Annotated in this window: 23 protein-coding genes; 18 read left to right on the forward strand and 5 right to left on the reverse strand. The window is 65.9% G+C overall.

Annotated features, from left to right (window positions below):
- Nucleotides 1–50: 50 nt before the first annotated feature.
- Genes H8A92_RS02755 through cobJ form a run of 7 tightly spaced genes read left to right on the forward strand, consistent with a single transcriptional unit; the run spans nt 51 to nt 7958 of the window.
- On the forward strand, nt 51–425 hold the full coding sequence (locus H8A92_RS02755; protein WP_229183828.1) for a DUF1636 family protein: 375 nt from the start codon (nt 51–53) through the stop codon (nt 423–425).
- Nucleotides 422–1456 carry a cobalamin biosynthesis protein CobW gene (gene cobW / locus H8A92_RS02760; protein WP_229194328.1) on the forward strand — a complete coding sequence of 345 codons (1035 nt, stop codon included), beginning with the start codon at nt 422–424 and terminating at the stop codon, nt 1454–1456. The genes H8A92_RS02755 and cobW overlap by 4 nt, the downstream gene beginning before the upstream one ends.
- On the forward strand, nt 1456–4704 hold the full coding sequence (gene cobN, locus H8A92_RS02765; protein WP_229194329.1) for a cobaltochelatase subunit CobN: 3249 nt from the start codon (nt 1456–1458) through the stop codon (nt 4702–4704). The genes cobW and cobN overlap by 1 nt, the downstream gene beginning before the upstream one ends.
- The gene (cobG, locus tag H8A92_RS02770) at nt 4701–5864 is read left to right on the forward strand and encodes a precorrin-3B synthase (RefSeq protein ID WP_229194330.1); all 1164 of its coding nucleotides are present in this window, start codon (nt 4701–4703) and stop codon (nt 5862–5864) included. The genes cobN and cobG overlap by 4 nt, the downstream gene beginning before the upstream one ends.
- On the forward strand, nt 5864–6493 hold the full coding sequence (locus H8A92_RS02775; RefSeq protein ID WP_229194331.1) for a precorrin-8X methylmutase: 630 nt from the start codon (nt 5864–5866) through the stop codon (nt 6491–6493). Before cobG ends, H8A92_RS02775 begins: the two co-directional genes overlap by 1 nt.
- Nucleotides 6494–6495: 2 nt before the next feature.
- Nucleotides 6496–7227 carry a precorrin-2 C(20)-methyltransferase gene (locus tag H8A92_RS02780; RefSeq protein WP_229194332.1) on the forward strand — a complete coding sequence of 244 codons (732 nt, stop codon included), beginning with the start codon at nt 6496–6498 and terminating at the stop codon, nt 7225–7227.
- Nucleotides 7224–7958, forward strand: coding sequence for a precorrin-3B C(17)-methyltransferase (gene cobJ, locus H8A92_RS02785; protein ID WP_229194333.1), 735 nt, complete (start codon nt 7224–7226; stop codon nt 7956–7958). Before H8A92_RS02780 ends, cobJ begins: the two co-directional genes overlap by 4 nt.
- On the opposite strand, the gene H8A92_RS02790 is transcribed toward cobJ, so the two are convergent.
- Nucleotides 7934–8683, reverse strand: coding sequence for a cobalt-precorrin-6A reductase (locus H8A92_RS02790; RefSeq protein WP_229194334.1), 750 nt, complete (start codon nt 8681–8683; stop codon nt 7934–7936). The genes cobJ and H8A92_RS02790 overlap by 25 nt on opposite strands.
- On the opposite strand from H8A92_RS02790, the gene cbiE reads away from it, so the two are divergent.
- Genes cbiE through cobF form a run of 6 tightly spaced genes read left to right on the forward strand, consistent with a single transcriptional unit; the run spans nt 8682 to nt 13802 of the window.
- Nucleotides 8682–9863 (forward strand): precorrin-6y C5,15-methyltransferase (decarboxylating) subunit CbiE, encoded by a 1182-nt coding sequence (gene cbiE, locus H8A92_RS02795; protein ID WP_229194335.1) that lies wholly within the window; start codon nt 8682–8684, stop codon nt 9861–9863. The two genes, H8A92_RS02790 and cbiE, sit on opposite strands and share 2 nt — an antisense overlap.
- On the forward strand, nt 9860–10228 hold the full coding sequence (locus tag H8A92_RS02800; protein WP_229194336.1) for a cobalamin biosynthesis protein: 369 nt from the start codon (nt 9860–9862) through the stop codon (nt 10226–10228). The genes cbiE and H8A92_RS02800 overlap by 4 nt, the downstream gene beginning before the upstream one ends.
- The gene (cobM, locus tag H8A92_RS02805; RefSeq protein ID WP_229194337.1) at nt 10225–11016 is read left to right on the forward strand and encodes a precorrin-4 C(11)-methyltransferase; all 792 of its coding nucleotides are present in this window, start codon (nt 10225–10227) and stop codon (nt 11014–11016) included. Before H8A92_RS02800 ends, cobM begins: the two co-directional genes overlap by 4 nt.
- A complete protein-coding gene (locus tag H8A92_RS02810; protein WP_229194338.1) occupies nt 11013–12323 on the forward strand; it encodes a cobyrinic acid a,c-diamide synthase CobB in 1311 nt (436 codons plus the stop codon). The genes cobM and H8A92_RS02810 overlap by 4 nt, the downstream gene beginning before the upstream one ends.
- Nucleotides 12320–13048 carry a uroporphyrinogen-III C-methyltransferase gene (cobA, locus tag H8A92_RS02815; protein WP_229194339.1) on the forward strand — a complete coding sequence of 243 codons (729 nt, stop codon included), beginning with the start codon at nt 12320–12322 and terminating at the stop codon, nt 13046–13048. The genes H8A92_RS02810 and cobA overlap by 4 nt, the downstream gene beginning before the upstream one ends.
- Nucleotides 13049–13055: 7 nt before the next feature.
- The gene (gene cobF, locus H8A92_RS02820) at nt 13056–13802 is read left to right on the forward strand and encodes a precorrin-6A synthase (deacetylating) (RefSeq protein ID WP_229194340.1); all 747 of its coding nucleotides are present in this window, start codon (nt 13056–13058) and stop codon (nt 13800–13802) included.
- 36 nt (nt 13803–13838) lie between these two features.
- Here the strand turns inward: cobF and H8A92_RS02825 are convergent, their stop codons facing one another.
- Complete coding sequence (locus H8A92_RS02825) at nt 13839–14030, reverse strand: hypothetical protein (protein ID WP_229194341.1); 192 nt, start codon at nt 14028–14030, stop codon at nt 13839–13841.
- A gap of 402 nt (nt 14031–14432) precedes the next feature.
- On the reverse strand, nt 14433–14969 hold the full coding sequence (locus H8A92_RS02830; protein WP_229194342.1) for a carboxymuconolactone decarboxylase family protein: 537 nt from the start codon (nt 14967–14969) through the stop codon (nt 14433–14435).
- Nucleotides 14970–15098: 129 nt separating this feature from the next.
- Here H8A92_RS02830 and H8A92_RS02835 point away from each other — a divergent pair, with 129 nt between their 5' ends.
- Nucleotides 15099–16091 (forward strand): AraC family transcriptional regulator, encoded by a 993-nt coding sequence (locus H8A92_RS02835; RefSeq protein WP_229194343.1) that lies wholly within the window; start codon nt 15099–15101, stop codon nt 16089–16091.
- A gap of 65 nt (nt 16092–16156) precedes the next feature.
- On the opposite strand, the gene H8A92_RS02840 is transcribed toward H8A92_RS02835, so the two are convergent.
- A complete protein-coding gene (locus H8A92_RS02840) occupies nt 16157–17083 on the reverse strand; it encodes a response regulator transcription factor (protein WP_229194344.1) in 927 nt (308 codons plus the stop codon).
- Complete coding sequence (locus H8A92_RS02845) at nt 17073–20441, reverse strand: hybrid sensor histidine kinase/response regulator (protein WP_229194345.1); 3369 nt, start codon at nt 20439–20441, stop codon at nt 17073–17075. The genes H8A92_RS02840 and H8A92_RS02845 overlap by 11 nt, the downstream gene beginning before the upstream one ends.
- 169 nt (nt 20442–20610) lie before the next feature.
- On the opposite strand from H8A92_RS02845, the gene urtA reads away from it, so the two are divergent.
- From urtA to urtD, 4 genes are all read left to right on the forward strand, one after another.
- The gene (urtA, locus tag H8A92_RS02850; protein ID WP_050400067.1) at nt 20611–21873 is read left to right on the forward strand and encodes an urea ABC transporter substrate-binding protein; all 1263 of its coding nucleotides are present in this window, start codon (nt 20611–20613) and stop codon (nt 21871–21873) included.
- A gap of 115 nt (nt 21874–21988) precedes the next feature.
- Complete coding sequence (gene urtB, locus H8A92_RS02855) at nt 21989–22915, forward strand: urea ABC transporter permease subunit UrtB (protein ID WP_229194346.1); 927 nt, start codon at nt 21989–21991, stop codon at nt 22913–22915.
- A gap of 17 nt (nt 22916–22932) precedes the next feature.
- Nucleotides 22933–24066: an urea ABC transporter permease subunit UrtC gene (urtC, locus tag H8A92_RS02860; RefSeq protein WP_229194347.1), complete on the forward strand. Its 1134-nt coding sequence runs from the start codon at nt 22933–22935 to the stop codon at nt 24064–24066.
- Between the two features lie 12 nt (nt 24067–24078).
- Nucleotides 24079–24834 carry an urea ABC transporter ATP-binding protein UrtD gene (gene urtD, locus H8A92_RS02865; RefSeq protein ID WP_229194348.1) on the forward strand — a complete coding sequence of 252 codons (756 nt, stop codon included), beginning with the start codon at nt 24079–24081 and terminating at the stop codon, nt 24832–24834.
- Nucleotides 24835–25012 lie beyond the last annotated feature (178 nt).

Below are 25012 nucleotides of genomic sequence, written 5' to 3' on the forward strand. Positions count from 1 at the left end.
CGTCAGGTTCGTGTGCCTCATCGCTTCCCGTTGTTAATCCAGGAAGGGCGATGAGCGTTACACTTCATGTCTGCATCACCTGCCGTGCCGGCCAGACGCTGGCCGAAGGTGAGACCGCGCCCGGTGCGCGCCTGCATGCCGCGCTTGTTGAGGCCGGCGTGCCCGACGACGTCAATCTGGTTCCCGTCGAGTGCCTGTCGGCGTGCAGCCAGGGCTGCTCGGTCGCGCTCAGCGCGCCGGGGCGGTGGTCCTATGTCTATGGTCGCCTGTCGGCAGACAATGCCAGGGATGTGATCGCCGGCGCATCTGCCTATGCCGCGGCGCCCGACGGCATCGTGCCGTGGCGCAGCCGTCCTGAAATCTTCCGCAAGCAGTCGCTTGCCCGAATTCCACCTCTTCCCGTCGTGCCGGAGGCCGCCGAATGACCACGCTCGCCAAGGTTCCTGTCACCGTCGTGACTGGCTTTCTCGGGTCCGGCAAGACGACGCTGATCCAGCATCTGATCCGCAACGCCAACGGCAAGAAGCTCGCGGTGCTGGTGAACGAGTTCGGCAGCGAGGGTGTCGACGGCGACATCCTGAAGTCGTGCGCAGATGCTAATTGCCCGACCGAGAACATCGTCGAGCTCGCCAATGGCTGCATCTGCTGCACCGTCGCCGACGATTTCATCCCTGCGATGGAGCAACTGCTGGCGCGCCCCGTGCGGCCCGATCACATCGTGATCGAGACCTCGGGGCTCGCTTTGCCGAAGCCACTCTTGAAAGCGTTCGACTGGCCGGAGATCCGCTCGCGGATCACGGTCGACGGCGTGATCGCGCTGGCCGATGCCGAGGCCGTTGCCGCCGGCCGGTTTGCGCCCGACGTGGCCGCGGTGGATGCGCAGCGCGCGGCCGACGACAATCTCGACCACGAGACGCCGCTGTCGGAGGTGTTCGAGGACCAGATCGCCTGTGCCGATCTCGTGCTGCTGACCAAGGCCGATCTCGCCGGGGCGGAAGGGATCAGGGCGGCCAAGGAGGCCATCGCGGCCGAAATGCCGCGCGAGGTGCCGATGCTGCCCGTCGTCGATGGCACGATCGACGCGCGGGTCATCCTGGGGCTCGGCGCCGCGGCGGAAGACGATCTCGCGTCGCGTCCGTCGCATCACGACGGCGAAGAAGAACACGAGCACGATGATTTCAATTCCGTGGTGATCGATCTTCCGGAGATCGTTGACATCGAAGCGCTGGTCGCCTCGATCAAGGGACTTGCGCGCGAGCAGAACGTGCTGCGCGCCAAGGGCTACATCGCGGTCGAAGGCAAGCCGATGCGGTTGCTGGTGCAGTCCGTCGGCGATCGGGTGCGGCATCAGTTCGACATGCCCTGGGGCGGTCGCCCGCGGCAGTCGAAGCTCGTCGTGATCGGCGAACACGGCGATATCGATGAGGCCGCAATCAAGGCACGGCTTGGTGTCTGATGCACGTCGTATTCCGCGAGAGCCGCGGCCTTGAGGAGACCGCGACACCCAGGGACCTCGGCCAGGATCCGGCCGATCTCGTGGTGTTGTCGTTCTCCGACAGCGATCTCGCGGCTTTCGCGGCCGGCTGGCGGCGCGGCCACGCCGCGTTGCCGTCGCTGCGGCTCGCCAATCTCGCGGAACTGCGCCATCCGCTGTCGGTCGATACCTATATCGAGCGGACGCTGGCGCATGCGCGCGGCATCCTGGTTCGGCTGATCGGCGGCGAACCCTATTGGTCATACGGGCTGGCCGCGGTGCATCGGCTGGCGAAGGAGCGCGGCATCGCTTTGGTGGTGTTGCCGGCCGATGGCCGCGACGATCTGCGGCTGGATGAATTCTCCACCCTGCCGGTTTCGACGCTGCGCCGCCTGAAGGTGTTGTGCGACAAGGGTGGCTCGGTTGCCGCGCAGGCCGTGATCGCGCAACTGGCGCTGGCGTCCGGACTCTATGCCGGGCCCGTCGTCGGCGAGATCGATCTTCCCGAGATCGGCGTTTATGATTCAAGGCGCGGTGTCGTCCCAATGCTGCCGGCATCAGATGGCCGGCCGCGGGTGCTCGTGACCTTCTATCGCTCGTATCTGGCGGCCGGCGACACGGCGCCGGTCGATGCATTGATCGATGCGTTGCGCGAAAAGGGTTTCGATGCCCACGGCGTCTTCGTTACTTCGCTGAAGGCGGCGGGCGTGGCCGATTGGCTGCGGGCCCAGTTCGCGCAATGCGCTCCGGCCGCAATCGTCAATGTGACTGCGTTCTCAGCGGTGGGTGACGATGGCACGACGCCGTTCGATGCCGCATCGTGCCCGGTGCTCCAGGTCGCTCTGTCGACGGCGCAGCGCGAGGATTGGGCTGGGTCACTGCGTGGTCTTTCACCCGGCGATCTTGCGATGCACGTCGTGCTGCCGGAGGTCGACGGCCGCCTGTTCGCAGGCGTCGTGAGCTTCAAGTCGCCGGGCGAACGCGATCCCGACCTGCAGTTCGTGCATCTCGCACATCGGCCGGATGCGGAGCGCGTTGCAGCGGTCGCCGCGCGCGTGGCAGCCTGGCATCGGCTTGCCGGCAAGCCGGCGCAGCAAAAGCAGCTTGCGCTCGTGCTCTCGAACTATCCGGGCCGTCCGCACCAGATCGCGCACGCCGTGGGTCTCGATGCGATTGCCTCGGTCGAGGCGTTGCTGGCCGATCTCGCCACTGCGGGTTTTGATCTCGAGCCGGTGAGGTCGCTGGGGGATGTGCTCTTGCGCCGGACGTTGACGTGGAGCCTGGCCGAGTATCGCGCGGCGATCTCCGGGCTTCCGCAGCAGCTCCAGGACGACCTTGCGCGCGCATGGGGCGCGCCGGAGGATGATCCCGATTGCCGTGACGGTTCATTTCATTTCGCCGCGGTCAAGTGCGGCAAGTCGATCATCGCGGTTCAGCCGGAGCGCGGCGAGGCCGGTCACCGCGATGCGGATTATCACGATCTCTCGCGCACGCCGCGCCATGCCTACATCGCGTTCTATCTGTGGCTCAGGCAGCAGGGCATCGATGCCGTCGTCCACATGGGCGCGCATGGAACGCTGGAATGGCTGCCGGGCAAGTCGGTTGCGCTGTCATCGGCGTGTTGGCCCGAGGCACTGATCGGCGATCTACCCGTTGTCTATCCCTTCATCGTCAACGACCCCGGCGAGGCGGCGCAGGCCAAGCGCCGGATCGGTGCCGTGACGATCGGCCATCTGCCGCCGTCGCTGGCACAGGCGGCGGTGCCGGAGGGCTTGCGTCGTCTCGAGCGCTTGCTTGATGAGTACTCCACCGCCGACGGTCTCGATCCGGCGCGGCGGCAGCGGCTGATTGCTGCGATCCGCGAAGAAGCGCGCATCGCCGGGTTGGAGGACGATCTCGGTCTCGCCGCATCGGTCTCGGCGGCCGAGGCCATTCCGCAGATCGATCGCTTCGTCTGCGATCTCAAGGAAAGCCAGTTCGGCGACGGCCTGCATGTGTTCGGGCAGGGCGCTTGCGGTGAGGCGGAGAAGGCGGCGTTGCTTGATGCACTCGCCGGCCGGCGTGTTGCGCCGGGGCCGTCGGGCTCGCCCTGGCGAGGACGCAGCGACGTGCTGCCGACCGGACGCAATCTGTTTGCGGTCGATCCGCGCGCGGTGCCGACGCCGTCGGCGCATGCGCAGGGCGTGAAACTCGCCGAGGAGTTGCTGCGCCGTCACCTGCAGGATCACGGCGACTGGCCGAAGGGGCTCGTCGTCGACCTCTGGGGCTCGTCGACGATGCGCACCGCCGGCGAAGATTTTGCGATGGCCCTGCATCTCGCCGGCATCGCGCCGCGCTGGGATCATGGGGCGGGTCGGGTGTCGGGCTACGACATCATCGCGCCGGCAGAGCTCGGGCGTCCGCGCATCGACGTCACGCTGCGCGTGTCGGGCTTGTTCCGCGACGTCTTTTCGGGGCTGGCTCAGCTATTCGAAGCGGCGACGGAGGCGTTGGCCGAACGCGGTGACGAGGCGGACGAGAATCCCTACCGACAGCGCATCGCACGCGTGTTCGGTCCGCGCCCCGGACATTATGGCGCCGGTATTGCGTCGATCCCTGATGTCTTCACAGCGGAAGCGCGCGAGGCGGCCGGCGAAGCCTGGCTGTCGGCATCGTCCTGGGCCATCGCGGCCGATGGCGAGATACGGCCGGACCGCGCCGGCATCGAGACACGGCTCGCTGCTGCCGACAGTTTTGTCCACACTCAGGATTTGCCGGAGACTGATCTGCTGTTGGCGGCGGACTATGCCGCGCATGAGGCGGGCATCGCCGCTGCGGCCGGACGGCTTGGCGCAAAGGTCCCGTCGCTCTACCACCTCGATGCAACGCGGCCGGATCAGCCGCATGCCCGCTCGCTGACCGAGGAAATCTCGCGGGTGGTGCGGGCGCGCGCCGCCAATCCGGCATGGATCGCCGGCATGATGCGCCATGGCTTCCGCGGTGCCGCCGAGATATCAGCGACGCTGGAGCACATGGCGGCGTTCGCGCATCTCGCCGGTGCAGTGCCGCCGCATCTGTTCGATCTCTATTACGACGCGACGCTCGGCAATGACGAGGTTCGCGCGTTCATGGCGCGCGAGAATCCGGCGGCATTGGCTGCGATTGAGACCTGCTTCACCCGGCTGCATGACGCGTCGCTGTGGCAGACGCGGCGCAATTCGATTGCGGCCGCGCTGCAGGAGGCCTCATGAGCGCGGTTGCGATCAAGGGCTGGTGTCCGGGCGCGTTGCGGCCGATGCAGTCGGGCGACGGCCTCGTGGTGCGCATTCGTCCGCATGGCGGACGGCTGGAGGCGGCGCAGGCGACAGGAATCGCTGAGCTGGCTGCGCGACATGGTAACGGCCTGATCGATCTGACCAGCCGCGCCAATCTCCAGATCCGCGGCGTCAGCGACGAGAGTTATCCGCCGTTGATCGATGGGCTCGCCGGGCTCGGATTGCTGGACTCGGACTCGGATACCGAGGCGCAGCGCAACGTTCTGGTGACGCCATTTTGGACCGCCGGTGACGATACACCCTCGCTCGCGGCCGAGCTTGAGCGCGTGCTTGCCGGCGCTTTGCTCGACCTTCCGACCAAGTTCGGTTTCGCTATCGATGATGGCAACGTGCGCGTGCTGGCTGGCGCGTCGGCGGACGTCAGGATCGAGCGCGCTCGCGGCGGAGCGCTGCTGGTCCGCGCCGATGGCGCACAGTTCGGGCGTTCGGTCACGCGGCAGGAGGCGGTGCAGGTCGCGCTGACCCTGACCGAATGGTTCGCCGCCTTTGGCGGAGCCAATGGGGAGAGGCGACGGATGGCTGCCCATCTGGCCAGCGGTGCGACGCTTCCCGATTCACTTCGTGGTGATGCCGAGCCCGTCGCCCGATCGGCAGACCCGGTACCGGGCCTCTATCCGGTGGGTGCGATAGTTGGCGTAGCGTTCGGGCAAATGCCGCACCAGATGCTCAGCCAGCTTGCTGCGAGCGCGCAGGCTGTTCGCATGACGCCGTGGCGGATGATGTTGGCGGAGGGGATGCATGAGATGCCTCGTGGGTCGGATCTCGTCACCGAGGCCGATGATCCGGCGCTGCGCGTGATCGCGTGCAGCGGCGCGCCGCGCTGCGGTGAGGCGCATGCAGATACGCGGACGCTGGCATCGGTGCTCGCGCGGCATATCCCGGCGGGTGCCCGGCTTCATGTCTCCGGCTGCGCCAAGGGCTGTGCCCATTCCGGTTCGGCTGATGTCACCCTTGTTGCGTCAGGCGAAGGTTTCGACCTCATCCGCCGCGGCACGACGCGGGATGTGCCGGTCATGCGAGGCCTGAGCGGTTCGTACCTCGTCGCAAATCCCACCGCGCTGACGGGAGGCCATTGATGCCGCACGTCTATGAGACCGACGGCGCAGCGATCTATCGCCAGTCCTTTGCCACCATCCGGTCCGAGGCCGACCTTGCGCGCTTTACGTCAGACGAGGAGCCGGTAGTGGTGCGCATGATCCATGCCGCGGGTATGGTGGGCCTGGAGAAGCATGTCCACTTCACACCTGGCATGGCCGCGCGCGCGCGCGCTGCCTTGCAGAACGGCGCACCGATCCTCTGCGACGCGCGCATGGTGTCGGAAGGCATCACGCGCGCGCGGCTGCCGGCCGGCAACGCGGTGATCTGCACGCTCGGCGATCCGGCCGTGCCCGAGCTCGCGCAATCGATGCGCAATACGCGCTCGGCGGCCGCGCTCGAACTGTGGCGGCCGCATCTGGCCGACGCCATCGTCGCGATCGGCAATGCACCGACGGCGCTGTTCCATCTGCTCAACATGCTGGAGGATGCCGATTGCCCGCGGCCGGCGGCGATCATCGGTTGTCCGGTCGGCTTTGTCGGCGCGGCCGAATCCAAGGCGGCATTGATGGCTGAGCCGCCCGTGCCGGCGCTGACGGTCGAGGGACGGCTCGGCGGTTCGGCGATCACGGTTGCCGCCGTCAACGCGCTGGCAAGCCGGAGCGAATAGCGATGGGACGCATCATCTGCTGCGGGCTTGGCCCTGGCGATCCCGACCTGATGAGCGTGCGCGCCGACCATATGGTGCGCGCCGCGAAGCATGTCGCATACTTTCGCAAGAAGGGGCAGCTCGGCCAGGCGCGGCGGATCGTGGACGGCATGCTCGCCGCCGGCGTCAACGAATATCCGATGGAATATCCCGTCACCACGGAGATCGCTTTCGACAGCCCGGACTACACGCGGCTGCTCGCCGATTTCTATGACGCATGGGCCGAGCGACTGGCGCGGCTGGCGCGTGAAATCGATGTCGTCGTGCTCTGCGAGGGCGATCCCTATTTCTATGGCTCGTTCATGCATCTGCATGCGCGCCTGCAGGGACGCGTCGAGATCGAGGTGATTGCCGGCATTCCCGGCATGGTCGGCTGCTGGAATGCGGTCGGCCAGCCGATCGCGCTCGCCGACGATGTGACCACCGTGCTGATGGGTACGCTGCCGGAGGCGGAGCTTGCGCAGCGGATGCGCAGCTCCGACGCGCTGGTCGTGATGAAGACCGGCCGCAACCTTCCGAAGATCCGCCGCGCGCTCGCCTCCGCCGGCCGTCTCGACGATGCGTGGCTGGTCGAGCGCGGCACCATGCCGGATCAGCGCGTCGCCCGGCTCGCTGACATCGGCGAGGCCGATTGTCCGTATTTTGCGATCGTGCTGGTGCATGGCTTGGGGCGGCGCCGGGAGGCGGCGCCATGACCGGCACGCTGACCATCGCGGGACTGGGGCCGGGCGACGAGGCGCTGATCACGCCGGAAGTCTCCGCTGCGCTCGCAAATGCGACCGACATCGTCGGTTATGCGCCCTATGTGACCCGTGTGCAGCCGCGCGACGGGCTCACGCTGCATCCTTCGGACAATCGCGTGGAATTGCAGCGCGCCGGCGAGGCGCTGCGGCTGGCGTCCGAGGGGCGGCATGTCGTCGTGGTGTCCTCGGGCGATCCGGGGGTGTTTGCGATGGCATCCGCGGTGTTCGAAGCGTTGGAGGACGCGCCGCAATGGCAAGACCTCTCCATTCGCGTTCTGCCCGGCGTGACGGCGATGCTGGCGGCGGCGGCGAGCGCCGGCGCGCCGCTCGGCCATGATTTTTGCGCGATCAACCTTTCCGACAATCTCAAGCCGTGGCCGCTGATCGAGAAGCGGCTACGGCTCGCCGCCGAGGCCGATTTCGCGATCGCGATGTACAATCCGCGCTCGGCCAGCCGGCCGGAAGGGTTCGCGCGGACGCTGGAAATTTTGAAACAGGCGGGCTGCGGCGAGCGCATCGTGATCTTCGCACGCGCCGTCAGCGCGCCCGAGCAACGGATCGAGACGGTCGAACTGCGGGACGCGAGCCCGGAAATGGCCGACATGCGAACGCTCGTGATCGTCTGCAACTCAGCGACGCGGCGGGTCGGCCGCTGGGTTTATGCGCCGAGGCAGGTCCGATGACCGAGCCACTCCATCACCTTGCTCACGCTTTCCACCCGCGGCCTGTCGGGCAGATGCGGCCGCGTGATCATGATGACGGGAAGGCCGAGCGCGCGGGCGGCATCGATCTTGGCGCGCGCGCCGGTTCCGCCGGAGTTGCGGGCGACGATCCACGCGATGCGACGTGCACGCATCATCTCGAGCTCGCCCTCGAGCGTGAATGGACCGCGCGAGACAATGATGTCGGCACCGGGCAAAGGCAGCGCTTGCTCGGGCGGGTCGACGAAACGCAGCGTATAGGCATGCTGCGGCCGAACACCGAAGGGCGCGATGTGCTGGCGGCCGATCGCGAGGAATATGTTGGCGCGGCTGTCCGGCAAGGCCGCGACCGCGGCTACGACGTCCGCGACCTCGATCCAGCGATCGCCGGAAATCTTGTCCCAAGGCGCGCGCTCGAGCGCGAGCAATGGCGTTGCGGTTTGCGCGCAGGCGGTGATCGCGTTCCGGCTCATCTCTGCCGCAAAGGGGTGCGTCGCGTCGATCACATGCGTAATGGCTTCGTGACGCAGATAATCGGCAAGCCCGCTGACGCCGCCGAAGCCGCCGATCCGGGTCGGCAGAGGCTGTTCGGCAGGGGCAGCGGTGCGGCCGCCATAGGAATAGACCGCGTCGATGCCGGCGCGGGCAATCGCGTCGGCAAGCAGATTGGCGTCGGCCGTTCCGCCCAGGATCAGGGCGCGCGTCATGAATAATCCCTGGTTGACCATCATCGGTATCGGCGAAGATGGCCTTGCCGGCCTCTCTGATGCAAGCCGAAAGGCGCTTGGTGAGGCGGAGGTGGTTTTCGGCGGCGAACGGCATCTCGCGCTGGCCGGCATTACCGGGCGTGGCCGTGCCTGGCCGGTGCCGTTCGATGCGGAGATCGTGCTTGAATGCCGCGGTCGTCCGACGGTGGTGCTCGCCTCGGGCGATCCGTTCTGGCACGGCGCCGGCGGAAGCCTCGTCGAGAAGTTGCAGGCGGGCGAGTGGATCGCGTACTCCGCGCCATCGACGTTCTCGCTGGCTGCGGCGCGATTGGGCTGGCGGCTCGAGAATGTCATCTGTCTCGGCCTTCATGCCGCACCGTTCGAGCGGCTGTTACTGCACCTCGTGCGCGATGCTCGGATCATCTGCCTGGTGCGCGCCGGCAATGCGGCGTCCGATCTCTCGCGCTGGCTCACCGAGCGTGGCTGGGGGGCGTCAGCGATGTGGACGCTTTCGGCGCTCGGCGGACCGCGTGAATCCATTACGCAACATCGCGCCGACAATTATGCAGGCGATTCCCACGGCAGCTTGGTCGCGGTGGCGCTGGAGGCGCGGGGAGCGCAGGGGATCGCACGCAGCTCGGGTCTCTCGGACGCGCTCTTTGTGCATGACGGGCAACTGACCAAGCGGCCGGTCCGCGCACTCGCGCTGTCGGCGCTTGCGCCACGGCCCGGCGAGCGGCTGTGGGATGTCGGCTCGGGCTCGGGCTCGATCTCGATCGAATGGGTGCTCTGCGGCGGGACTGCGATCGCGGTCGAGGCACGCGCCGAGCGCGCCGCCAATATTCGCAGCAATGCTGCGGGCTTCGGCGTGACGCATCGGATGACCATCATCGAAGGCGAGGCGCCCGGGGCCTTATCGGACCTCGCGGCGCCCGATGCCGTATTCATCGGCGGCGGCCTCGACGCGGATATGTTCGATGCGATCTGGCCGCGCATCGCGCCGGGAACGCGGCTGGTTGCACATGCGGTGACGCTCGAAACCGAGGCGCTCCTTTCCGATCTGCACCAGCGCCATGGCGGCGAACTGATGCGCCTCGAGATTGCGCAGGCCGAGCCACTGGGCCGGTATCGCTCCTGGAAGGCCGCGCGGCCGATCGTGCAATGGAGCGCCATCAGATGAAGGTCGCGGGCTTGGGATTCCGGGGCAAAGCCAGCGTCGCATCCTTGCGCGAAGCACTCGACGCCGCCGGCGGCTGCGAAGGGCTTGCGGCGGTTGCAACGGTGAGTGACAAGGCCGATGCGGTCGCGTTGAAAGTGCTGGCACGGGAATTGGGGTTGCCGATCCGCGGCATCCCCGCCGCGACGTTGGCCGAGATCAAGACCGCGACGCAATCGGAGCTTATCAAGGCCAGGTTCGGAACGGGCTCCGTCGCTGAAGCCGCCGCGGTCGCGGCAGCAGGGCGCGGTGCGCGCCTGATCTCGGTCAGGGCGACGTCGCAGGATCGAATGGCCACCGCGGCGATCGCGGAAGGAGACGGCGAATGACGGTGCATTTCATCGGCGCTGGGCCCGGCGCCGCCGACCTCCTGACCCTGCGCGGCCGCGATCTGATCGCCTCTTGCCCGGTCTGTCTCTATGCGGGGTCGCTGGTGCCGTCAGGCGTTCTGGCGCATTGCCCGAAGGATGCGCGCATCGTCAACACGGCGCCGCTCTCGCTCGACGAGATCATCGCCGAGATCGCCGCGGCGCATGCGGAGGGCAAGGATGTCGCGCGGCTGCATTCGGGCGACCTCTCGATCTGGTCGGCGATGGGCGAACAGCTGCGCCGGTTGCGCGCGCTGCAGATTCCGTATTCGGTGACGCCTGGCGTGCCGGCCTTCTCGGCGGCTGCGGCGGCGCTGGAGTCCGAACTGACGCTGCCGGGTCTTGCGCAATCGGTGGTGCTGACACGCACGCCGGGCAGGGCGAGCGCGATGCCTGATGGCGAGACGCTTGCGGCGTTTGCCGCGACCGGCGCGGTGCTCGCGATCCATCTCTCGATCCATCTGCTCGACAAGGTCATCGCCGAGCTGACGCCGCATTATGGCGCAGACTGTCCGGTCGCGATCGTCTGGCGCGCGAGCTGGCCGGACCAGCGCATCGTGCGCGCCACGCTTGCGACGCTCGATGCCGCCATTGGACCCGAATTCGAACGCACGGCGCTGATCCTGGTCGGCAAGACGCTGGGCGCCGGTGAATTCGCCGAAAGCCGTCTCTATGCGGCCGACTATGACCGCCGCTACCGGCCGGTGGGGGCGGAGCCGCGCTTTCCGGAGACAGGATCATCGCAATGACCGCGGGCCTCGTGATCTCGGCACCTGCATCGGGCGTCGGCAAGACGACACTGACCCTGGCGTTGGCCCGTGCCTATCGCAGCCGCGGGCTGAAGGTGCAATGCCTCAAGAGCGGACCTGATTACATCGATCCTGCCTTTCACGCGGTCGCGACAGGACGCGCGTCGGTCAACATCGATAGCTGGGCGATGGCGCGCGAAGCGATCGCCCATCTGGCAAGCCGCGGCGCGGATGCGGATCTCGTGCTGGCCGAGGGCTCGATGGGATTGTTCGACGGTGTCGCCGCGCCTGGCGTCTCCGGCACCGGCGCCACCGCCGACATTGCCGAGACGATGGGATGGCCGGTGCTGCTGGTGATCGACCCCTCCGGCCAGGCACAGACGGCGGCGGCGATCGCCGCGGGACTGCGCGATTTCCGCGCCGGTGTGCGGCTGGCAGGCGTCGTTCTCAACCGTGTCGCCAGTGCGCGGCACGAAGCCTTGGTGCGCAGTGCCATGGAAGGTGCAGGCATTCCGGTGCTGGGCGCGCTGCCCCGGCACGCCGAGATCGCACTTCCGAAGCGCCATCTCGGCCTGGTGCAGGCGGAAGAGCAGGCTCAGATCGACGGCCTGATCGACGAAGCCGCACGCTTCGTCGTCGAGCATGTCGATCTGGACGCTGTGATGCGATCGGCGCGGGTCTGGTCGCCGCAATCGGCCGCGCCCAGCCTGGACATCACACCGCCCGGCCAACGCATTGCGCTCGCGCGTGACGCCGCATTCTCCTTCGTTTATCCGCACATGCTGGAAGCCTGGCGCGCGGCCGGCGCTGAGATCGTGACGTTCTCGCCCCTCGCCGACGAGGGCCCCGATACGGATGCCGATGTGTGCTGGTTGCCCGGCGGCTATCCCGAGCTGCATGCCGGGCGGCTTGCCGTCAACAGCCGATTCCTCGGAGGGCTGCGTGCCTTTGCCGAGACCAAGCCGGTACATGGCGAGTGCGGGGGCTACATGGTGTTGGGCACAGCGCTCACCGATGCAGACGGCGTGCGCCATCCGATGGCAGGATTGCTCGGCCTCGAGACGAGCTACGCCAAGCGTCGGATGCATTTGGGCTACCGGCTCGCCGAGCTTGCGGCACCGATGCCCGGACACGGTTTCGGAGCACGGCTGCGCGGTCACGAATTTCACTATTCGACGATCGTCGCGCAGCCGGACACGCCGCTGGCTGTGGTGCGCGATGCGACCGGCGCGATCGTTGCGGAGACGGGATCGCGGCGAGGCAATGCAACGGGTACGTTCTTCCATCTGATTGCGGAGGACCGGTGAGCGGAATGGTCTCCTTCGTCTCGGCCGGTCCCGGCGATCCCGAGCTTCTGACCATGAAGGGAGCCGCACGGCTGCGCGAGGCCGACGTGGTGCTCTACGACGACCTCGCTTCGGGCGCGATCCTCGATATGGCGCGCGCCGGCGCCAACCTTGTCGCGGTCGGCAAGCGCGCCGGGCGGCTGTCGGCGAGGCAACATCATGTCAGCCGGCTGCTGGTCGACTATGCGGCGACCGGCGTGCGGGTGGTCCGGCTGAAGTCGGGCGACGCCGGCATTTTCGGACGGCTCGAGGAGGAGATCGAGGCGCTGCGCGCGGCCGGCATCCGCTACGAGATCATTCCCGGCGTGACCTCGGCCTCGGTTGCCGCAGCGCAAGCCGGCATCCCGCTGACGCGACGGCTGACGTCGCGCCGGGTCCAGTTCGTGACCGGTGCCGATGTCACCGGCGGCTTGCCTGCGGACCTGAACTGGGCGGCGCTGGCCGATCCGGAAGCGACCACGGTCGTCTATATGGGGCGGCGCACGTTCCCGGCGCTGGCCGCAAGGCTGATCGCGCATGGCCTCGCTCCCGAGACGCCTGCACTCCTGGCAGAGTCCCTCGGCCACGCTGACGAGCGGCTTGTCCGCACCACGATTGCGGAGCTGGCCGAACAACTCACGCATGCCGGCGCTGCGACGGCGGCTGCGATCATTTTGTTCGGCGCGCTCGCGCCGGAAGATAAGTGAAGCGGCGATGTTGACGCTTTCGCTGATCGGCATCGGTTGCGGCGATCCCCGGCAGCTCACCCTTGCTGCGATCGCGGCGATCAATGACGCCGATCTGATCCTGATCCCGCGCAAGGGCATCGCGAAGTCGGACCTCGCCGAATTGCGGCGAGCGATTTGCGCGCAAGCGCTGAGCAACGACCGCACGCGCATTGCCGAGTTCGACCTGCCGGTGCGCGACGCCGGCGTAGAGGACTACCGCAAAGGTGTCGACGATTGGCATGATGCGATCGCCGCAATCTGGTCGCAGGAAATCACCCGTCATCTCGGCGGCGAGGGGCGCGTCGCGCTGCTGATCTGGGGCGATCCCTCGCTCTACGACTCCAGCCTGCGGATTGCGCAGCGGCTCGACCCGCGGCCATCGATCGAAATGATCCCGGGCATCACCTCGATCCAGGCGCTGTGCACGGCGCATGCGCTGCCGCTCAATGAGATCGGCGAGCCCTTCCTGGTCACGACCGGCCGGCGGCTGCGCGAGGGCGGCTGGCCGGCCGGCGTCGACACCATCGTCGTGATGCTCGACGGCGGAGCGGCCTTCCAGGCGCTGGATCCGGAGGGCCTAAAGATCTGGTGGGGCGCCTATCTCGGCATGCCCGATCAGATCCTCATGGCGGGGGATCTTGCGGAGACAGGTCCGCGCATCGTCGCCGCGCGGCAGGAGGCGCGCGCGCAGCACGGCTGGATCATGGACTGCTATGTCCTGAAACGAGCGTGATCGCGGATCGCGTCGGCACGCGATGCGCTGTGACTCTCAGGTCTTCAATCCGCGAATGGAAGGCTGGATGGTGAGGCGATAGGCGACGAGACTGTCGCCGTCGAACTGCTCGAGCGTCGTCTCGCAGACTGGGCAGCGATACTCGCCCTTGCTTGCTGATCCGGAGGCCAGCTCAAGGCGTCGAAATCCGGCCCTGCAGCGCGGACACGTGACGTCGTCCTTCTTCATCAACTCACCCCAGAACAACACCGGCGGTATTTTGTAACCCAGACCGCGCGGCGGAACTATGGTCACGGCCGGAGGGGCTGCGGACCATTCCTGCATGGGAATAAACGATGCGTCCTCGGCGAGCGGGAAGTGGCGTAGCCGATCGCGTAGAGCGGGTGGCCAATTTCAACGCATTCCGCAAATCCGGCAATGCGTTATGAAACGGCCTTAGACGGTCACAGACGGTCGGACCTGCGCGACAATGATGGCTGCCATGTCGCTGTGGTCGAGAGATGCTACGGGCGCTCAATCGCTCGGCAGCGCGCGATCGCCGGTGCGCGCAAGGGCACACCGGCGATCAATCGCGATCAGCCGAGATCGTCTATTGCGTGGTCAGGCGAACCACATCCGGGCCCCGCCGCTTCACGCGACTGCGGGGAAGTCGATGTCGGTGTCGTTGATGCGGTTGAAGACGTTGGTGAAGACGATGGTCGCAAACGCCAGGCTGATCTCGACCAGTTGCGCGTCGCTGTAGCCGGCAGCCTTGATCGCGGCGAAATCCTCGTCGCTGACGGTGCCGCTCGACTGCGCAAGCTTGCGGACGAAGCCGATCAGCGTGTCTTGCCTGGCATCGCCGGTCGGCGCTCCATCGCGGATCTGCTTCAATGCGTCGGCGTTCACGCCGGCGAGCCTGCCGAGGTGGGAATGCGCGGCGACACAGTAATCGCAGCCGCCGACAGCGCTGATCACGAGCTTGATGATCTCCCGATCGCGCTTCGACAGGCTGCCGCCGGCCAGCACGGCATCGGCGGCGAGCATCGACTTGAGCGCGGCCGGGCCGTGGGCGGCGATCGCAGCATAGGCGTTCGGGACACTACCGGCCGCCTTCTTGATCTGGGCGTAGATCTGGCCCGACGGGCCGGTATCGGTTTCGAGATCGGGGACTGAGAGACGAGACATGGTGCAACTCCGTGTTTGGGTGGTGAACGATTGCGGAGCGACAATAGGAGACGGATTTGAGACATTGAATGTTCATATTGCTCGATTATATGCTCAATCGTCTCATGAACTGCCTTTGGGGGATTGGCCATGGATTGGCTCAGCCGGCTATTCGAGATGATGCCGGTGCGCGGGCGGCTCGATATTCGCTGCAGCTACAGCGTGCCCTGGCGCATCGAGCAGGGGCCGGGGGAGAGCAACGAGATCCCCTATCATGCGGTGCTTGCCGGCTCGGCGATCCTGGACGATCCCGCGGGCGGCCGCCCATTGCTGCTGAAGACCGGCGACATCCTTCTGCTGCCCGGCAACCCGCGACACGTAATGCATGACGGCAGCGGGGCGGCACCGCTGCCGCCACGCAACCGGGCGGCACAGAATTTCACGATCAGCGAAAACCTCGGGTCGGACGAGCGGCTTGACCTGTTGTGCGGGCACTTCGCGATTGCACCTCCCCACGACCGTGTGTTGCGCAGTTACCTTCCGCCGCGTCTTGTCGTGCATGCCGGCGCGCGGACGGGAAAGGGGACGGCGGCACAGCTCGCCGGACTGGTGTCGCTGATGCGCAGCGAAACGGCCGACGACCGTCTGGGCGGCCGCGCCATGCTGGACGCGTTGTCCACGGCGATGTTTGCGCTTGTGCTGCGGCTTGCGAGCGAGACCGATGACAGCTCACGCGGTCTGCTTGCGCTGGTCGGCGATCCCCGCCTTGCTCCGGCGGTGGCGGCCATGTTCAACCAGCCTGCGCGCGCATGGTCGCTGCCCGAGCTTGCGCGTCTCTGCAACATGTCGCGCGCCACGCTGGCTCGGCAGTTTCAGGAGAAGCTCGGACGGTCGCCCAGCGATCTGCTCACCGATATCAGGATGACGCTTGCGGCGAACGAGTTGAAGAGATCATCGCTGTCGACCGGCGCCGTTGCGGAGATGGCCGGCTACCAGTCCGAGGCCGCCTTTCAGCGCGCCTTCAAGAGCCAGATGGGCGTGACGCCGGCGCAGTGGCGAAAGGTGCAGCGCTCCGGAGAGGATGTGTTGGCCGGACCTGGCGCACCGGCTGATCCGGATGGGAGTTCGCCTGCGCAGGCGTAGCGTCCTGCGTGCGTTGCCATTCGTTGCGCACGTTCCGGAGCGCGAGTTGAGTGCAAAGAGCTAGGTCAAGACTTGCGATGCCTGGCGTTGACCGCGATCGCGGCGGCGGCGGTCCGGTTCTCGACGCCTAGCTTGGCATAGATCTGCTCGAGGTGCTTGTCGACGGTGCGCGGGCTGAGGCCCAGAATCTGCGCGATGTCGCGATTGGTCTTGCCCTTGGAGAGCCAGGACAGCACCTCGCCCTCACGGGTGGTCAGGCCGAGCTCGCTGGAGAACTCGGCCGGCATATCGCCGCTGGTGTCCTTGGCGAGCCGCAGCAGGAACTCGTTGGGACCGAGTTTTCCCATGAACTGCAGACGAAGCTGCTCGTTGCCGGGGAATGACGCCACGGTCGCGGTCTTCTTTCCCGCCGTACCCTTCTGCGCCTGTTCAAGCCAATGCGGCATCGGCTCCGGCAGCACGAAATTGTCGGCGGCGTCGGCAAGCGTATCCGAGAGCAGCCGCTGTGCCTGCGGCGTCGCCCACAGCAGTGCGCCGGCGCTGTTGACGGCGAGCAGGTAGCGGCCGGAAACGTCGAGCGCTGCGCGAGCGCTCTGTGTCATCCGCGCATTGGCGAGATGGACCCGGATCCGCGCCAGCATCTCCTCGACAACGATCGGCTTGGCGACATAGTCGACGCCGCCGGCTTCCAGCCCGCGCACGATGTGCTCGGTTTCGGCAAGCCCGGTCATGAAGATGATCGGCACGCCGTCGAGCCCGGCGTCGCGCTTCAGCCGCTTGCAGGTCTCGAAGCCGTCCATGCCGGGCATCACGGCATCGAGCAGCACGATATCGGGGGTGATCTGGTCGACGATGCGCATCGCAGATGCACCGTCGAGCGCGACCATCACGGTCATGCCGGCGCCGTCGAGCGCGTCGGTCAGCAGACGCAGCGTCTCCGGCGAGTCGTCGACGACGAGCGCGACGTCGCGCTTTCTTTGTTCAATGGTCATGGCTGTGCAATGTCTTCAACGTCGCCATATATTGGTCGAGATCGAACCGGTCGATCAGCGTGCGCATCTGGCCGACGAAATCGGCATGTTCGGGATGTTCGTTGCCGATCTCGTCGAGCTTGAGTTGGATCGCCCTGATATAGCCGAGTTGGCCAAGGCTGATCAGCTCTTCCACATATTTCACCGGCGGGCGCGAGCCGTTCTCGGGCTTCCATTGCGGGCTCGGAGCCTGCTCGGCCTCATACTGCCACTCGATCTTGAGCAGTTGGCGGATGGTCTCCAGCAGCCGCGGGATGTCGATCGGCTTCATCAGATAACCGTCGTGGAATGGCTGCGCCAGCGGCGCACCATGGGCCTCCAGCGCGCTGGCCGAGATCATCAGGATTCGTGCCTGGTGATGGCCTTCGGAGCGCAAGGTTTCGGCGACGGTCCAGCCGTCCATGCCGGCCATCGAGATATCGAGCAGGAACATGTCGGGCCGGCAATGCTGCGCGAGCGCCAGGCAGCCTGGCCCATCCGGGGCGCTGAGCAGGATGAAGCCGAGCGGCGCCAGGATCTCGCGCAGGAGGTCGCGGTGGGTCGGGTCATCGTCGGTGATCAGGATGGTCTTGCGCGGGCCGTGATAGCCGTAGACGGGAGCGTCGACCGGCGCATCGCGGCGCGGATTGGTGACCTCGGATAGCAGCAGCTTGACGCGGAACGTGCTGCCGGTGCCGACCGTGCTCAACACCTTGATGTCGCCGCCCATCACGCCCGCGAGCAGGCGGCTGATGGTCAGCCCAAGCCCTGTTCCGGTCTGCGGCTGGGTGACGCCGAGCGCGCCCCGTTCGAAGGGCGCGAATATCCGTTCGAGATCGTCGGGCTGGATGCCCGGCCCGGTATCGATCACCTCGAACTCGGCGACAGGGCTGCGGTAGTGCACCACGAATTGCACCGCGCCGTGTTGGGTGAACTTGATCGCATTCGACAGCAGGTTGATCAGGATCTGCCGCAGCCGCTTCTCGTCGGCATAGACCACGAGCGGCAGCACAGTCGGCCGCCTGAACACGAAGTCGATGCCCTTGGCGGCGGCTTGCAGGCGGAACATGCCGACCAGCTGCTCGAGGAAATCGTTCAGCCGCACCTCGTCGCGCGACAGATAGAGCCGGCCGGCCTCGATCTTGGAGATGTCGAGAATGCCGTCGATCAGTCCCGACAGATGATCGGCGCTGCGGCGGACCACGCGAACCTGCTCGCGCGGCCGCACGTGAAGGCTATCGTCCTGCTCCAGCAGTTGCGCGTAGCCGGAGATCGCGTTGAGCGGCGAGCGAAGCTCGTGGCTGAGGCCGACCACGTAGCGGCTTTTGGCGAGATTGGCCGACTCGGCGACTTCCTTGGCGCGCTGCAGCTCAGCATCGGTGCGCTTGTGGGCGTCGATTTCCTGGATCAGCAAGGTGGTCTGCCGGCGTGTCTCCTCTTCCGCGGCGCGCCGGCTCTGTTGCGCCAGCACGAACAGCCAGGCGACGACGCCGATGATCAGCGTGAGGGCAAAGAACACCTTCCATAGCACGTCGGCCAACAGCTCGTTGGCATGCACGGCGGCCGTGGTCTGCAGGTAGATCAGGCCGAGCACCAGCGCCACGAGGCCGGCCGAGACCGCGAACACGCCGAGGTAATGGCCGAGCTGCGAGTTGATGCGGGCGTAGATCGGCTGCGGCATCACCTTGCCCAGCGCATCCGCGACTTGCGCGCCGATCCGCCCATGCGGCTTGCAGAGATCGTGGCAGCGTGCGTCGAGCGAACAGCACAAGGAGCAGATCGGGCCGGCATAGGCCGGGCAGGCGGCCATGTCCTCGGGCTCGAAGGCATGCTCGCAGATACAGCACTGGATCGATTCAATGTTCTGCCAGCTCCGCTTCGGCTTGCGGGCGATGTAGTACTTGCCGTCGGTCGCCCAGGCAATCAGGGGAGCTGCGATGAAGGCGACCGCCAGCGCGACGAAGGCGGACAGCGCCTTCGCGGTCGGGCCGAACAGGCCGTAGAACGCGCTGATCGAGACCACGGTCGCGATCGTCATCGCGCCGACGCCGACCGGATTGATGTCGCAGAGATGGGCGCGCTTGAACTCGATGTGCTGCGGCCGCAGGCCGAGCGGCTTGTTGATCACGAGGTCGGCGACCAGCGCGCCGACCCAGGCGATCGCGACGTTGGAGTACAGCGCCAGCGTCTGCTCCAGTGCCTTGTAGACGCCGATCTCCATCAGCAGCAGCGCGACCACGACATTGAACACCAGCCACACCACGCGGCCGGGATGCGAATGGGTGAGGCGGGAGAAGAAGTTCGACCAGGCGATCGAGCCGGCATAGGCGTTGGTGACGTTGATCTTGACCTGCGACAGGATCACGAAGGTGCCGGTCAGCGCCATTGCGAGATCCGGCTGCGACAGCACGTAGCGGAACGCCTCGAGATACATGTTGGCGGGCTCCGCCGCGTGCTCGGCCGAGACGCCGTGGCTGAGCGCGAAGAAGGCCAGGAACGAGCCGGCCAGCAGCTTGAGCGCGCCGAGCACGATCCAGCCTGGACCGGCACTCAGCAACGCGATCCACCAGGCCTTGCGCGAGGTACGCCGGTCCCGCGGCAGGAAGCGCAGGAAGTCGACTTGCTCGCCGATCTGCGCGACCAGCGCAAACACCACCGAGGCGGCCGTGCCGAACAGCAGCAGGTCGAGATTCCCTGCGGGATCGCCGTGCTCGCCGGCGAACTTGCGCCACTCGGTGAACGAATGCGGGTTAGCCCAGGCGATCGCGGCGAACGGCATGATGTGGAGGATCACCCACAGCGGCTGGGTCCAGAGCTGGAAGCGGCTGATCAGCGTGATGCCGTAGACGACGAGCGGAATGATCACGACCGCGCTGATCAAATAGCCGATCGGCCGTGGGATGCCGAAGCACATGTCCAGCGCGCTGGCCAGGATCACCGCCTCGATCGCGAAGAAGATGAAAGTGAAGGAGGCGTAGATCAGCGAGGTGATGGTCGAGCCGATATAGCCGAAGCCGGCGCCGCGGGTCAGCAGGTCGATGTCGATGCCGCTTTTCGCGGCATGGTAGGCGATCGGCAGTCCGCAGAGGAAGATGATGACGCTGACGACCAGGATCGCGGCGGAGGCGTTCATCGCGCCATAGTTCAGCGTGATGGTGCCGCCGATTGCCTCCAGTGCGAGGAAGGAGATCGCGCCGAGGGCCGTGTTGGCCACGCGGGCGGCGGACCAGCGCCGCGCGCTCTTGGCGGTGAAGCGCAGCGCGTAGTCTTCCAGCGTCTGGTTGGCGACCCATTGATTGTATTGGCGCCTGACGCGGTCTATCCGCTGCCGCCCTGCCACTCGTTTGAACTCCTGGTCCACGATGCGCTGATCGCGGGCAAATCCCGTACCAAAAACCTACGTCGCTATTTTGCGGTGCAGTATACGCGATCTCACGTATCAGTGCGCTGCACAAAAGTGAGCAATCCTCGCCCGATCAATAAGCGTTCTCGAACCAGATGGGGTGCTCATGTCAGACGAAACCAAACCAGGCCTGAAGTCGCCGCTCCGGCGCAAGCTCTTGATGGGAATGGCTGCATTGCCGGCCGTTTCGATGCTGGGCCGGCCCGCTTTTGCCGACGTTCCTGCAACCTCCGCGGTCAACACCACGGGTCTTGCAGTCACCGATAGCGAAGTCACGGTCGGCATCCTGCATTCGGTGACCGGCACCATGGCGATTTCCGAGACCGGGTCGGTCGAGGCCGAGAAGCTGGCGATCGAGCAGATCAACGCCGCCGGCGGCGTGCTCGGCCGCAAGATCAAGTTCATCCAGGAAGACGGCGCGAGCGACTGGCCGACCTTCGCGGAAAAGGCGAAGAAGCTCCTGGTCAACGACAAATGCGCGGCCGTGATGGGCTGCTGGACCTCGGCCTCGCGCAAGGCGGTGCTGCCGGTGTTCGAGCAGTACAACGGCATGCTGTACTACCCGACCTTCTACGAAGGCCTCGAGCAGTCCAAGAACGTCATCTACACCGGCCAGGAAGCGACCCAGCAGATCATCGCCGGCCTCGACTGGGTCAACAAGACCAAGGGCGCCAAGAGCTTCTACCTGCTCGGCTCGGATTACATCTGGCCGCGCACCTCGAACAAGATCGCGCGCAAGCACATCGAGAACCATCTGCAGGGCTGCAAGGTGGTCGGCGAGGAATACTTCCCGCTCGGCTCGACCCAGTTCAACTCGGTGATCAACAAGATCAAGCTGACCAAGCCCGACGTGATCTACGCGATCATCGTCGGCGGCTCGAACGTCGCGTTCTACAAGCAGCTCAAGGCGGCCGGCATCGACCTGTCGAAGCAGACGCTGCTGACGATCTCGGTCACCGAAGACGAGATTGACGGCATCGGCGGCGAGAACATCGCCGGCGCCTATGCCTGCATGAAATACTTCCAGTCGCTCGACAACCCGAACAACAAGGCCTTCGTGCCGGCGTTCAAGAAGATGTGGGGCGAGAAGACCGTGATCGGAGACGTCACCCAGGCCGCCTATCTCGGCCCGTGGCTGTGGAAGTTGACGGTGGAGAAGGCCGGCTCCTTCGACATCGACAAGATCGCGGCGGCTTCCCCCGGCGTCGAGTTCAAGGGCGCGCCGGAAGGCTATGTCCGGATCCACGAGAACCATCATTTGTGGTCGAAGACCCGTGTCGGACGCGCCAAGGCCGATGGCCAGTATGAGCTGATCTACGAGACCGCCGATCTGGTCGAGCCGGATCCGTTCCCGAAGGGCTACCAGTGAGATTTGGCGCCTAGGCGCAACCTCTCTCAACGCATCGCGGCGTGGACGTCACCGCCCACGCCGCCGATCGGGCGCCGCTTTGTCGCGGCGCATGCCCTGGATTGGAGGACGATAGATGTTCGGCGACTATTCGATCAGCGATCTCGGCGCCATCCTTGCGATGCAGGGATTTGCCGGGCTCATCCTGTTCTCCGTCTATGTGCTGATGGCGCTGGGGCTTGCCATCATCTTCGGCCAGATGGGCGTCATCAACATGGCGCACGGCGAGTTCATGATCCTGGGTGCCTACGTCACCTGGATGACCTCGAACGCGGTGCAGCACGTCGCGCCCTGGCTGTTCCCCGGTTACTTCTTCATCGCGATGATCCTGGCCTTCATCGCCTCCGGCGCGCTCGGCATGCTGGTCGAGTGGGCGCTTATTCGTCATCTCTACAAGCGTCCGCTCGACACGCTGCTGGCGACCTGGGGTCTCAGCCTGATCCTGCAGCAGGCCTATCGCTCGATCTTCGGCGCGCGTGAGGTCGGCGTTGAGCTGCCGGAATGGATGATGGGCTCCTGGCAGGCGACCGACTCCATCCAGATCCCGATCAACGGCATGTTCGTGATGGCGTTGACGATCCTGATCACGATCGTCGTCTTCTACATCCTGTTCTGGTCGAGCTGGGGCAAGCAGGTGCGCGCCGTGGTGCAGAACCGCGTGATGGCGGGCGCCGTCGGCATCAACACCGAGAAGGTCGATCGCTACACCTTTGGGCTGGGCTGCGGCATTGCCGGCATTGCGGGCTCGGCCTTCACGATGATCGGCTCGACCGGGCCGACCGCCGGCCAGCTCTACATCGTCGATACCTTCCTGGTCGTGGTGTTCGGCGGCGCCGCTTCGCTGTTCGGCACCATCGCCTCCGCCTTCTCGATCTCGCAGACCCAGTCGACGCTGGAGTTCTTCCTGTCGGGATCGATGGCCAAGGTGATCACGCTGCTGACGATCGTCGGGATCCTGATGGTGCGTCCGCAGGGGCTGTTCGCGCTCAAGGTCCGCAAATAAGAACAAGCAGGCTGGTCATGATCAACTCGCGCTTTTTCAATCGCTCCGAACTGCTCGGCTTCCTTGCGCTCGCGGTGCTGCTGCTTCTCATCCTGCCGCTGTCGCTCGATATCTTCCGCCTCAACCTCGTTGCCAAGTACCTGACTTACGCCTTCGTCGGCATCGGCCTCGTGCTGTGCTGGGGCTATGGCGGCATCCTGAGCCTCGGGCAGGGTGTGTTCTTCGGCCTCGGTGGCTACTGCATGGCGATGTACCTCAAGCTCGAGGCGTCCTCGGTCGCGAACACCAAGATCCAGTCGACGCCGGGCATCCCCGACTTCATGGACTGGAACCAGCTCACCTCGCTGCCTTTCTTCTGGAAGCCGTTCCACAGCTTCCCAGTCACGCTGCTGGCGATCTTGCTGGTTCCCGCGTTCTTCGCACTGATCATCGGCGCCGCGATGTTCAAGCGCCGGGTCGGCGGCGTCTACTTTGCGATCATCACGCAGGCGATCGCCGCGATCCTCACCATTCTGATCGTGGGACAGCAGGGCTACACCGGCGGCATCAACGGCATTACCGACTTGCGCACGCTGCACGGTTGGGACATCCGCACCGATCACGCCAAGTTCATTCTGTATTTCGTCGAGGTTGTGCTGCTGTTCGGATGCATCGTCGCCGCGCAATTCATCCGGCTGACAAAGCTCGGGCGCATCCTGGTGGCGATGAGGGAGCAGGAGGATCGCGTGCGCTTCTCCGGGTACAGCGTCGCCAACTTCAAGATCTTCGCGTTCTGTGCCGCGGCGGTGTTCGCTGCGATCGGCGGCGCCATGTTCACGCTCGAGGTCGGCTTCATGTCGCCGTCCTTCGTCGGCATCGTGCCGTCGATCGAGATGGTGATCTACACCGCGGTCGGCGGCCGGATGTCGATCTTCGGCGCGGTCTGGGGCGCGCTCTTGGTCAATTTCGCCAAGACCAGCCTTTCGGAATCCTTCCCGCAGCTCTGGCTGTTCGGCCTCGGCGCGCTGTTCATCGCGGTCGTGCTGGCCTTCCCGAACGGGCTGTCCGGCATCTGGGCGGATCACATCCAGCCCCGCATCGATCGCCTGTTGTCATCGCGCAAATCGAAATCGGCAACCGGCATGATCGCCGACGGCGCACCGGCCGAGTGAGGAGGGACCATCATGCTCGTCGGCCATCAGCCCAAGGAATTCCTGCTCGCGGTCTCCGGTCTCACCGTGTCGTTTGACGGCTTCAAGGCGGTGAACGATCTCTCCTTCTACGTCGAGGAGAACGAGATCCGGGTCATCATCGGCCCGAACGGCGCCGGCAAGACCACGGTCCTCGACCTGATCTGCGGCAAGACAAGGGCCACCTCAGGCTCAATCCAGTTCCGCGGCCAGGAGCTGACGAGATTGCGCGAGAACGAGATCGTGCAGGCCGGCGTCGGGCGCAAGTTCCAGACGCCGTCCGTGTTCGAGGACCTCACCGTGTTCGAGAACCTCGAGATTTCCTTCCCGCGCGGCCGCACCGTGTTCGGCTCGCTGACGTTCCAGCGCGACGACGCCGTCAAGCAGCGGGTCGAGGAGGTCGCTGAGATGATCTTCCTGAAGGACCGACTCAATACCTATGCGGACCAGCTCAGCCACGGCCAGAAGCAGTGGCTCGAGATCGGCATGCTGCTGATCCAGGACCCGGACCTGCTGATGCTCGACGAACCGGTCGCCGGCATGAGCGTCTCCGAGCGCGCCAAGACCGCCGAGTTGCTCAACCGCATCATCAAGGACCGTTCGGTGCTGGTGATCGAGCACGATATGAAGTTCGTCGAGGACATCGCCCACAAGGTCACGGTGCTGCACCAGGGACAGATCCTGTCCGAGGGGACGATGGAGCACGTCAAGAACGATCCCAAGGTGATCGAAGTCTATCTGGGGCATTGAACGATGGTCACGGTAGGACGAGCCGCGAACTCGGTGCACCTCTCCCCCTGTGGGAGAGGTCGGATCGCATCGCCAGATGCGATCCGGGTGAGGGGAGATGCTCTCTCGTGGGACCTGAAGGCCCTCACCCGGCGCTGCGCGCCGACCTCTCCCCGATGGGGAGAGGTGAAGACAAGCA

The organism is Bradyrhizobium acaciae, from assembly GCF_020889785.1.
GTDB lineage: Bacteria > Pseudomonadota > Alphaproteobacteria > Rhizobiales > Xanthobacteraceae > Bradyrhizobium > Bradyrhizobium acaciae.

Bases quoted from the DNA above. Each gene is read 5' to 3' on its own strand.
- cbiE (WP_229194335.1), top strand. From the start codon at position 8,682: ATGAATAATCCCTGGTTGACCATCATCGGTATCGGCGAAGATGGCCTT.
- H8A92_RS02840 (WP_229194344.1), bottom strand. From the start codon at position 17,083: ATGACCATTGAACAAAGAAAGCGCGACGTCGCGCTCGTCGTCGACGAC.
- cobN (WP_229194329.1), top strand. From the start codon at position 1,456: ATGCACGTCGTATTCCGCGAGAGCCGCGGCCTTGAGGAGACCGCGACA.
- cobG (WP_229194330.1), top strand. From the start codon at position 4,701: ATGAGCGCGGTTGCGATCAAGGGCTGGTGTCCGGGCGCGTTGCGGCCG.
- cobF (WP_229194340.1), top strand. From the start codon at position 13,056: ATGTTGACGCTTTCGCTGATCGGCATCGGTTGCGGCGATCCCCGGCAG.
- urtD (WP_229194348.1), top strand. From the start codon at position 24,079: ATGCTCGTCGGCCATCAGCCCAAGGAATTCCTGCTCGCGGTCTCCGGT.
- urtA (WP_050400067.1), top strand. From the start codon at position 20,611: ATGTCAGACGAAACCAAACCAGGCCTGAAGTCGCCGCTCCGGCGCAAG.
- H8A92_RS02800 (WP_229194336.1), top strand. From the start codon at position 9,860: ATGAAGGTCGCGGGCTTGGGATTCCGGGGCAAAGCCAGCGTCGCATCC.
- cobM (WP_229194337.1), top strand. From the start codon at position 10,225: ATGACGGTGCATTTCATCGGCGCTGGGCCCGGCGCCGCCGACCTCCTG.
- H8A92_RS02810 (WP_229194338.1), top strand. From the start codon at position 11,013: ATGACCGCGGGCCTCGTGATCTCGGCACCTGCATCGGGCGTCGGCAAG.
- urtC (WP_229194347.1), top strand. From the start codon at position 22,933: ATGATCAACTCGCGCTTTTTCAATCGCTCCGAACTGCTCGGCTTCCTT.
- H8A92_RS02825 (WP_229194341.1), bottom strand. From the start codon at position 14,030: ATGAAGAAGGACGACGTCACGTGTCCGCGCTGCAGGGCCGGATTTCGA.
- H8A92_RS02790 (WP_229194334.1), bottom strand. From the start codon at position 8,683: ATGACGCGCGCCCTGATCCTGGGCGGAACGGCCGACGCCAATCTGCTT.
- cobW (WP_229194328.1), top strand. From the start codon at position 422: ATGACCACGCTCGCCAAGGTTCCTGTCACCGTCGTGACTGGCTTTCTC.
- H8A92_RS02835 (WP_229194343.1), top strand. From the start codon at position 15,099: ATGGATTGGCTCAGCCGGCTATTCGAGATGATGCCGGTGCGCGGGCGG.
- cobJ (WP_229194333.1), top strand. From the start codon at position 7,224: ATGACCGGCACGCTGACCATCGCGGGACTGGGGCCGGGCGACGAGGCG.
- H8A92_RS02780 (WP_229194332.1), top strand. From the start codon at position 6,496: ATGGGACGCATCATCTGCTGCGGGCTTGGCCCTGGCGATCCCGACCTG.
- H8A92_RS02775 (WP_229194331.1), top strand. From the start codon at position 5,864: ATGCCGCACGTCTATGAGACCGACGGCGCAGCGATCTATCGCCAGTCC.
- H8A92_RS02830 (WP_229194342.1), bottom strand. From the start codon at position 14,969: ATGTCTCGTCTCTCAGTCCCCGATCTCGAAACCGATACCGGCCCGTCG.
- H8A92_RS02755 (WP_229183828.1), top strand. From the start codon at position 51: ATGAGCGTTACACTTCATGTCTGCATCACCTGCCGTGCCGGCCAGACG.
- urtB (WP_229194346.1), top strand. From the start codon at position 21,989: ATGTTCGGCGACTATTCGATCAGCGATCTCGGCGCCATCCTTGCGATG.